Source organism: Massilimicrobiota sp. An142 (assembly GCF_002160725.1).
Classification (GTDB): Bacteria; Bacillota_I; Bacilli_A; order Erysipelotrichales; family Coprobacillaceae; genus Allocoprobacillus; species Allocoprobacillus merdigallinarum.
The window spans coordinates 91,307-98,107 of the sequence record NZ_NFLD01000009.1; the positions used below are offsets into that span (position 1 = coordinate 91,307).

Below are 6,801 nucleotides of genomic sequence, written 5' to 3' on the forward strand. Positions count from 1 at the left end.
TCAATCACTTTCAATGTATAATTATTGTATTTTTATAAAAATAAAGTTATAACACGATAATCATGCTATAACTCTATTTCATCTATGCGTTTTGTTTCATCTTCATGACATATAAGTTGAATATGTCCATCAACAATGAGATAACTTTCACCATATATTGTTTCGTGTTTATCAGTGAGTAAATAACTTCCATCAACCAATACGATGAATGGATGACCAATGCTATCTTTATAAGTGATATCTTCATATAATCTCATACCATCTAAGTATTTATCTTTAACCATTTGATAATGAGGAATAATATTTATTTTTGTAAGATTCAAACCACTTATCCATCTTTGAAACTCTGGATTTATAGCTTCGCCATCTTCTTCAGGCTGACAATAAACAATATCTGCACTATTCATACTACCAGCACTAATACCAATGATAATTCCATCAAAATCTTTGATTTTTTCTCGCAGTTGAATATCTTGAAAGAATTGATTTTGAGTAGGAACATGACCGCCACCTAATAATATAACATCATATTTTTGAAGCTCATCTTTTGTAAAGTCACTATATCTTCTATCAATCAGATCAAAACATTGAATAGAAAAGTTTTCTTTCAAAAAAGCTTCTCTAAAGAAGTCACACATTTCATCATTTTGTTCATAGGCATCGGGGCTAGCTGCAATAATACAACAACGACTATGCTCTTTCCAATATTTTCTCAGTTGATCTACAAACTGATTTTTCTTATCTAAACCATCTACTTTTCTACTTCCATCTAATGGACCAGTAGGACTACTCGTTAAAAAAATGACCATATTTTTCACCTCATGTTTATTTTATCACAAAAATGATCGAAACAAGATAAATAGATAAGGAAAATCTGTTATAATAATCATAGAAAGAAAAGGGAGTTGAGCAATATGCATTTAAGTGATGAAGAAAAAAGGGCAATGTTAAGACAAATGCAAGATGGTTTTATTAGGTATCATCAAAGAGAAGAATATATGAAAAATATATCTATTGATGAGTTATTAAAAGAAATCAATCCATTAGGTTTTCAGTATACTGAACAAGACATATTGGATAAGTATCAAGAATATATGAGTGTAACAGATACTGATGATTATTTTTTTAAAAGAGATCAGATGAGTTGGGAAGCTGTTGATGATAAAGCACAAATACTAAATTCTGATGCTTTGCTTCAACTTATATGTAAAATAGTTAAAAAACATTATGATATAGAAAAAATATGCGATCCATGGTTTATTATGGAGAGAATCGATGTGCTGGATGACGTTCCAAAAAATGAAGCACAAGAAAAAATATTAGGAATTATTGAATCTATAGTAGAATATGGGAAACTACGACATATCAATAGTGTTGAAGAAATTATGGAAGATTATGATATGAATGCGATTTTAAAAGATCAGATTCGTCGATGTCATCAAAGAGATGCTCATTTTAAGCAAGTAATCAAAAGTTATTATGATACATTCATGGATGCTGATCATAGCATTTATAAAATAAAGTAGAAATGTTATATATTTTGTAAAAAAAGTAAAGGAGATAACAAATGATACCACAATATAATGAAATGTATAATGAAGTGTTACACGTATTAAATAAACATCATCAGTTAAGAGTACGTGATATGGTAGATGAAGTATCTGATGTATTACATTTAACTGAAGATGAAAGAAATCAAAAGATGGAAAACAGTCATAAAACAGTGATTTATCATCGTTTGGGATGGACAAAAACATATTTAACAAAAGCAGGATTGATTCGTTCTGTAGAAAGAGGTGTTTATCAAATTACACCTCAAGGAGAAAATATACTATCTTCTCATATTCATGTTGATGATGATTATTTAATGCAATATGAAGAAGTTAGACAGTTTGTAAATCGTCATAATGAACAACCTGAAAATCAAACAAAACCAAAAGAGTCTACACCTTTAGAAAATATTGGTCAATCTATTAAGATGATATCATCACGTGTCAGTGATGAATTGTTGGATATGATTATATCTAAAGATCCAGCTTTCTTTGAAAAACTGGTTTTAGATTTATTAGATAAAATGGGTTATGCTTATGATAAAGAATCTATCATTTCAACTGATTATAGTGGTGATGAAGGTATAGATGGAATTATCAATGAAGATCAGTTTGGATTTAATAGTATTTATATTCAAGCTAAGAAATGGAATAGAAGTAGTGTGGGAAGACCAGAAATTCAGAAGTTTTTAGGCGCAGTAGCTGGTCAAGGTGGTACAAAAGGATTATTTATTACAACATCTACTTTTACAAGAGAAGCCATTGATTATGCGAAAAAACAATTACAAGTTAAGCTCATTTTAGTTGATGGTAAAATGTTAACGGATTTAATGATGAAATATAATTTAGGTGTGAGTATTGTGCAGACTTATGAAATCAAACAATTAGATTTGGATTATTTTGATAGTGAACTTGTTTAATATAAATATATTTCATAGGCCATTAGACACGCTTGTTAAAAATGTTTGATATTTTTCAGGAATAAATCTGATTACTACTCGTTTTCTAAATAATTTTTATCTGAAAACAAAACTTAAAATGACATACAAAAGTCAAATGCTTCAAGTGGACTGTGAAATACATTATTACTGAATAATTAAAGTTTTCATTTTAGAGGAATTAATGAGTGGTATAGAGAAAAAATTTAAAGAGATACGGTTTGATAACGCAAGATATAATAAAAAGAGTCATTATATTATTTTAGAATTCTTTAAAAGAATCAAGTAAGTGAAATATAGATGATTTTTTGTAAATGTTATTAATATATATAATTAATTTATGTTAAATTGAAGTATAAAGGTGAAAATAGTGAAAAGGATATATAATAAGCTTGTGAGAGACTATATACCAGAGATTATAGAAAAAGATAGTAAAGTATTTAAAACACGAATACTTACTAATGATGAATACATTATCGAGTTAAAAAAGAAATTAATTGAAGAAGCTTATGAGGTTAATGTAGCGTTAACCAAACAGAATATAATTGAAGAATTAGTTGATGTTATAGAGGTTGTTGAGGCTATTAAAGATATTTATAATATTAATGATACAGAGATTCAAAATGTTAAGGATAAAAAAAGTAAAAGTAATGGCAAGTTTGAGCAAAAGATTTTTTTAGAATATGTCATTGAGGATGAGATATGAGTGAATATATAAAGAATTGGTTAGATATTATTGAAAATATGAATAATGATAATACATATAAATTAGCATGGGGTAGAGCATTGTTGGAATTAATTATAGAACTTGATGTTGTTCAAGATGTGAATGTTTTTTCGTTTCAACAAATAGCAGTGAAGATGCTCAAATATTATTGGAATCAAATATATTTTTTTCAGTTAAAACAAAGTCCTGCTAAGAAACCTATTATTGTTCAAGAAACTGAGAAATGTATTAGTTATGTTAACCAAATAAGGCAAATGAATAATCCTATATGGTTTGATTTGGCTGAAGATTATTTAAAAAAAGATTTGGAATTTTATCAAAAAAAGATAAATAAAATAGCAATAACATTAAAACATGATGTATCTTGGAGATTTAAAAAAGTTAAAGATAAAACATTAGAAATTTATAGGATAGATTTAAAACAAAGAGAAATTTACTTTTCTAAAGAAGAAGTTATAGATTTAAAAGAATATGCTTTTATATTATCACAATTATTGAATTACAGGTGGGCTCAATTACTAGAAAAATTTAATAATAGTCCAAAAATATCTTTGAAAGTAAAAGGAATTTCTGATGAAAAAATAAGAAGAAATAATTTAACAAAGTTTAAAAATATATTGTTGGAACAGATGAAAGATGGAAAAATCATTGATTTTTATACAGGTGATATCTTAGAAGAAAATGATATATCTGTTGATCACGTTATACCATGGTCCTTCATGTATAGTGACGATATATGGAACTTAGTGATTACTTCTAAATCAATGAATTCTAGAAAAAGTAATACAATACCTGATGAGAAAACTATAAAAAGATTAGAAAACAGAAATAAAGAATTAATAAAAGCTATTGATTATGGAACAATCTATTATAATGATTTAAAACAAGCAATAGAAAATAACTATGTGCAGAAATTCTATGTTTCTTGTAAGATGTAAGATTATCATTAAAGCAAAAATGCTAACTTTTGTGGTTAGCATTTTATTATGTCGAAGTAATTATTATCTTAAAAAATATTTATGTAGATTAAAAGATCTTTACGCAGATCATAAAATATGATCTAATTATGTTAAGAGGTGTTCAAAAATGTCTAAAAAATGGAAAATTAAGGATTATAATGCTAAAGAGATTGCTGATAAAATTAAGGAAGGTATTATAAAAGTTCCTCAATATCAGAGAGGCCAGGTGTGGAAGCCAAAACAAAAAGAAGGATTAATGGATTCAATAAAAAAAGGATATCCTTTTGGATCAATTTTGTTATATAAAAAAGCAGATAATGATTATGAACTTATAGATGGTTTGCAAAGAATATCTACAATATATGAATATATATATAATCCAAGTAAATACTTCCAACAATATAATATTTCAGATAGTACATTAGATAAAATTTTTTTAGAATTAAAACTGGTTGGAAATAAAGAAACTATTAAAAAGAACATTGAAAAGGTCATTAAAGAATGGGTTGAAGATAATACACGTACATTAGAAGATATTAAAAATATGAATGCAGCTAAATGTGTTAAATATATTCAAACCGAATTTCCAACATGTAATAATGGGGCATTATTTGAGATTACTAATATTTTAATTGATGAATTTTCATGCTTTAGAAATGAATGTGAAGATTTGGTAAATCTTGAAATTCCAGCAATAGTATATGAAGGTAATCCAGATAGTTTACCAGACATATTTAGTAGAATTAATTCTAAAGGCATAACATTATCTAAATATCAAATATTATCAGCTACATGGACAACGTATGAATACAAAATTATTGATAATAAATTGTTGGATATTATAGAATATGTAGATAAATTTTACGGAAGTATTTTGGAAAATAATTTCAGTATTGAAGGGTATAATCCTTATGATATAAAAAAGACGAAAAAATTAAATTTTTATCAAATATTATTTGGATTTGGAAAACTAATATCAGTAAGATATCCATATTTCTTCTTTAGATCAAAAAATGATCAAAATGTAGAAAGTAGTGGCTTTAGTCTTGTAAATGCTTGTATAGGAAATCAAAATAGTAAATTAGCAGAATTACCAGCGATAATACAAGAACTATTTCCTACAGACAATCAATTTAATCAATTTTTAGTTAATGTTTTAAATACAATAGATTGTGTATATGCAATTTTTAAACCTTATTTAGAATTTAAATTAAATAAAAGAAAAGATTCTAAAGCTATTAATCAATCAGAATTTCAAATCTGCTCAATAGTTTCGAATTATTTTAATTTTAAATATTCTACATACACATATGATGAATCTGGTAATGAAATTATAGGTAGAACAATTTTAATTGACAGATCAAATGCTGATTATAAAAAGTTTAAAAAAGCATTTAAAAGCTATGCTTTTAAACGATATCTTGTTGACATATTAAATGATTACTGGCGTGGAAGTGGAGACAGCAAACTTAATCACGTGTCTTTAGACAAAAATTATTATACTGATGAAATATCACCAGAAAAACTTGAAAATGAACTAGATCATTGGATAAGCAACATTAATAGTCGTAAAGAAAGTAAAAAAGTAGCCGAGCCAAAATCTATTGAAAAATTATTGTTAAGTATTATTTATAATAGATCATTTTCTGCCTATGAACAAAATGATGACATTAATTATGATATTGAACATTTAGCACCTAAAGGTAAATTGAAAATTTTAATTAAAAAGGTTGCAAAAAATGATGAACAAATTGGATTACCTATCAGCTCTTTTGCGAATATTTGTTTGTTGAGAGAAGCTATTAATAGAAAGAAAAAAGATAAAACATTATATGAAGATAATAAATATCTACAATGTCTATATGAAAAAGAAATTTCTCTTCAAGAAATTGAAGCACGTTTTTCTTTTACTACAAAAAAAGATTTGGAATGGATGGATAAAGATTATACTGACTTTAACGAATTAAAAGAAGATTATTTTAGGTTTTTAGACTGTAGATATAAAATCGTAAAGAAAAAAATTATTGATAATCTTTTTTATAATCAACTTGAATTCAAAAATCATTGTGCAAATAATAACAAGAATTCCCAAAAGAATTTATCTGTAAAAGACAAATCTTCAAAATACGTTTTATCAACTAAAAGTGAAATGCTTTACGAAGAGTTAAGTCAATCTGAAAAGGATATATTAAATATTGTAAAAAAGATGAAAAAAAATGAATTTGATATTACAGAAATGTATAATTACAAAGATGAATTAGAAGAATTATATCCGAATAATAATAATCTTGAATCAAAGATTCGTCAGAATTTGCAACATTTAAGAGATAAAGGATATATAGAATTTATATCTCGCGGTAAGTATAGACGTTTCAAATAGTTTCATCTTAACTTGACTTACTTTAAAAATTGATCCATGATAATCATGGTGATGAAATGAAAAAATATACAATAACAATTCATGAAACTTTAAGTAAAAGCATTAGTGTAGAAGCTGAAAATGAAGAACAAGCAAGACAGTTGATACAATCAAAATATGATTCAGGTGAATTTATGCTTTATCCTGAAGAATGTGATATTGAAACAAGTATTGAAGTTAATGAAAAGATCCCTTAGTAATGAACTAA

7 protein-coding genes are annotated in these 6,801 nt (G+C 26.0%); 6 read left to right on the forward strand and 1 reads right to left on the reverse strand.

The window, feature by feature from the left end; all coding sequences use genetic code 11:
- Positions 1 to 65: 65 nt before the first annotated feature.
- The gene (locus tag B5E87_RS05925) at positions 66 to 809 is read right to left on the reverse strand and encodes a Type 1 glutamine amidotransferase-like domain-containing protein (RefSeq protein ID WP_087244007.1); all 744 of its coding nucleotides are present in this window, start codon (positions 807 to 809) and stop codon (positions 66 to 68) included.
- Positions 810 to 914: 105 nt separating this feature from the next.
- On the opposite strand from B5E87_RS05925, the gene B5E87_RS05930 reads away from it, so the two are divergent.
- From B5E87_RS05930 to B5E87_RS05955, 6 genes are all read left to right on the forward strand, one after another.
- Positions 915 to 1,526 carry a hypothetical protein gene (locus tag B5E87_RS05930; protein ID WP_087244008.1) on the forward strand — a complete coding sequence of 204 codons (612 nt, stop codon included), beginning with the start codon at positions 915 to 917 and terminating at the stop codon, positions 1,524 to 1,526.
- A gap of 41 nt (positions 1,527 to 1,567) precedes the next feature.
- A complete protein-coding gene (locus B5E87_RS05935) occupies positions 1,568 to 2,470 on the forward strand; it encodes a restriction endonuclease (RefSeq protein WP_087244009.1) in 903 nt (300 codons plus the stop codon).
- 388 nt (positions 2,471 to 2,858) lie between these two features.
- The gene (locus B5E87_RS05940; protein ID WP_206393143.1) at positions 2,859 to 3,194 is read left to right on the forward strand and encodes a nucleoside triphosphate pyrophosphohydrolase; all 336 of its coding nucleotides are present in this window, start codon (positions 2,859 to 2,861) and stop codon (positions 3,192 to 3,194) included.
- On the forward strand, positions 3,191 to 4,153 hold the full coding sequence (locus B5E87_RS05945) for an HNH endonuclease domain-containing protein (protein WP_087244010.1): 963 nt from the start codon (positions 3,191 to 3,193) through the stop codon (positions 4,151 to 4,153). The genes B5E87_RS05940 and B5E87_RS05945 overlap by 4 nt, the downstream gene beginning before the upstream one ends.
- A gap of 148 nt (positions 4,154 to 4,301) precedes the next feature.
- Positions 4,302 to 6,554 carry a GmrSD restriction endonuclease domain-containing protein gene (locus B5E87_RS05950; RefSeq protein WP_087244011.1) on the forward strand — a complete coding sequence of 751 codons (2,253 nt, stop codon included), beginning with the start codon at positions 4,302 to 4,304 and terminating at the stop codon, positions 6,552 to 6,554.
- Positions 6,555 to 6,610: 56 nt separating this feature from the next.
- The gene (locus tag B5E87_RS05955) at positions 6,611 to 6,790 is read left to right on the forward strand and encodes a DpnD/PcfM family protein (protein WP_087244012.1); all 180 of its coding nucleotides are present in this window, start codon (positions 6,611 to 6,613) and stop codon (positions 6,788 to 6,790) included.
- Positions 6,791 to 6,801: the final 11 nt, after the last annotated feature.

What these genes read in the sequence shown, in the direction of transcription:
- B5E87_RS05925 (WP_087244007.1), bottom strand. Translation starts at nt 809, where the DNA reads ATGGTCATTTTTTTAACGAGTAGTCCTACTGGTCCATTAGATGGAAGT.
- B5E87_RS05930 (WP_087244008.1), top strand. Translation starts at nt 915, where the DNA reads ATGCATTTAAGTGATGAAGAAAAAAGGGCAATGTTAAGACAAATGCAA.
- B5E87_RS05935 (WP_087244009.1), top strand. Translation starts at nt 1,568, where the DNA reads ATGATACCACAATATAATGAAATGTATAATGAAGTGTTACACGTATTA.
- B5E87_RS05945 (WP_087244010.1), top strand. Translation starts at nt 3,191, where the DNA reads ATGAGTGAATATATAAAGAATTGGTTAGATATTATTGAAAATATGAAT.
- B5E87_RS05950 (WP_087244011.1), top strand. Translation starts at nt 4,302, where the DNA reads ATGTCTAAAAAATGGAAAATTAAGGATTATAATGCTAAAGAGATTGCT.
- B5E87_RS05955 (WP_087244012.1), top strand. Translation starts at nt 6,611, where the DNA reads ATGAAAAAATATACAATAACAATTCATGAAACTTTAAGTAAAAGCATT.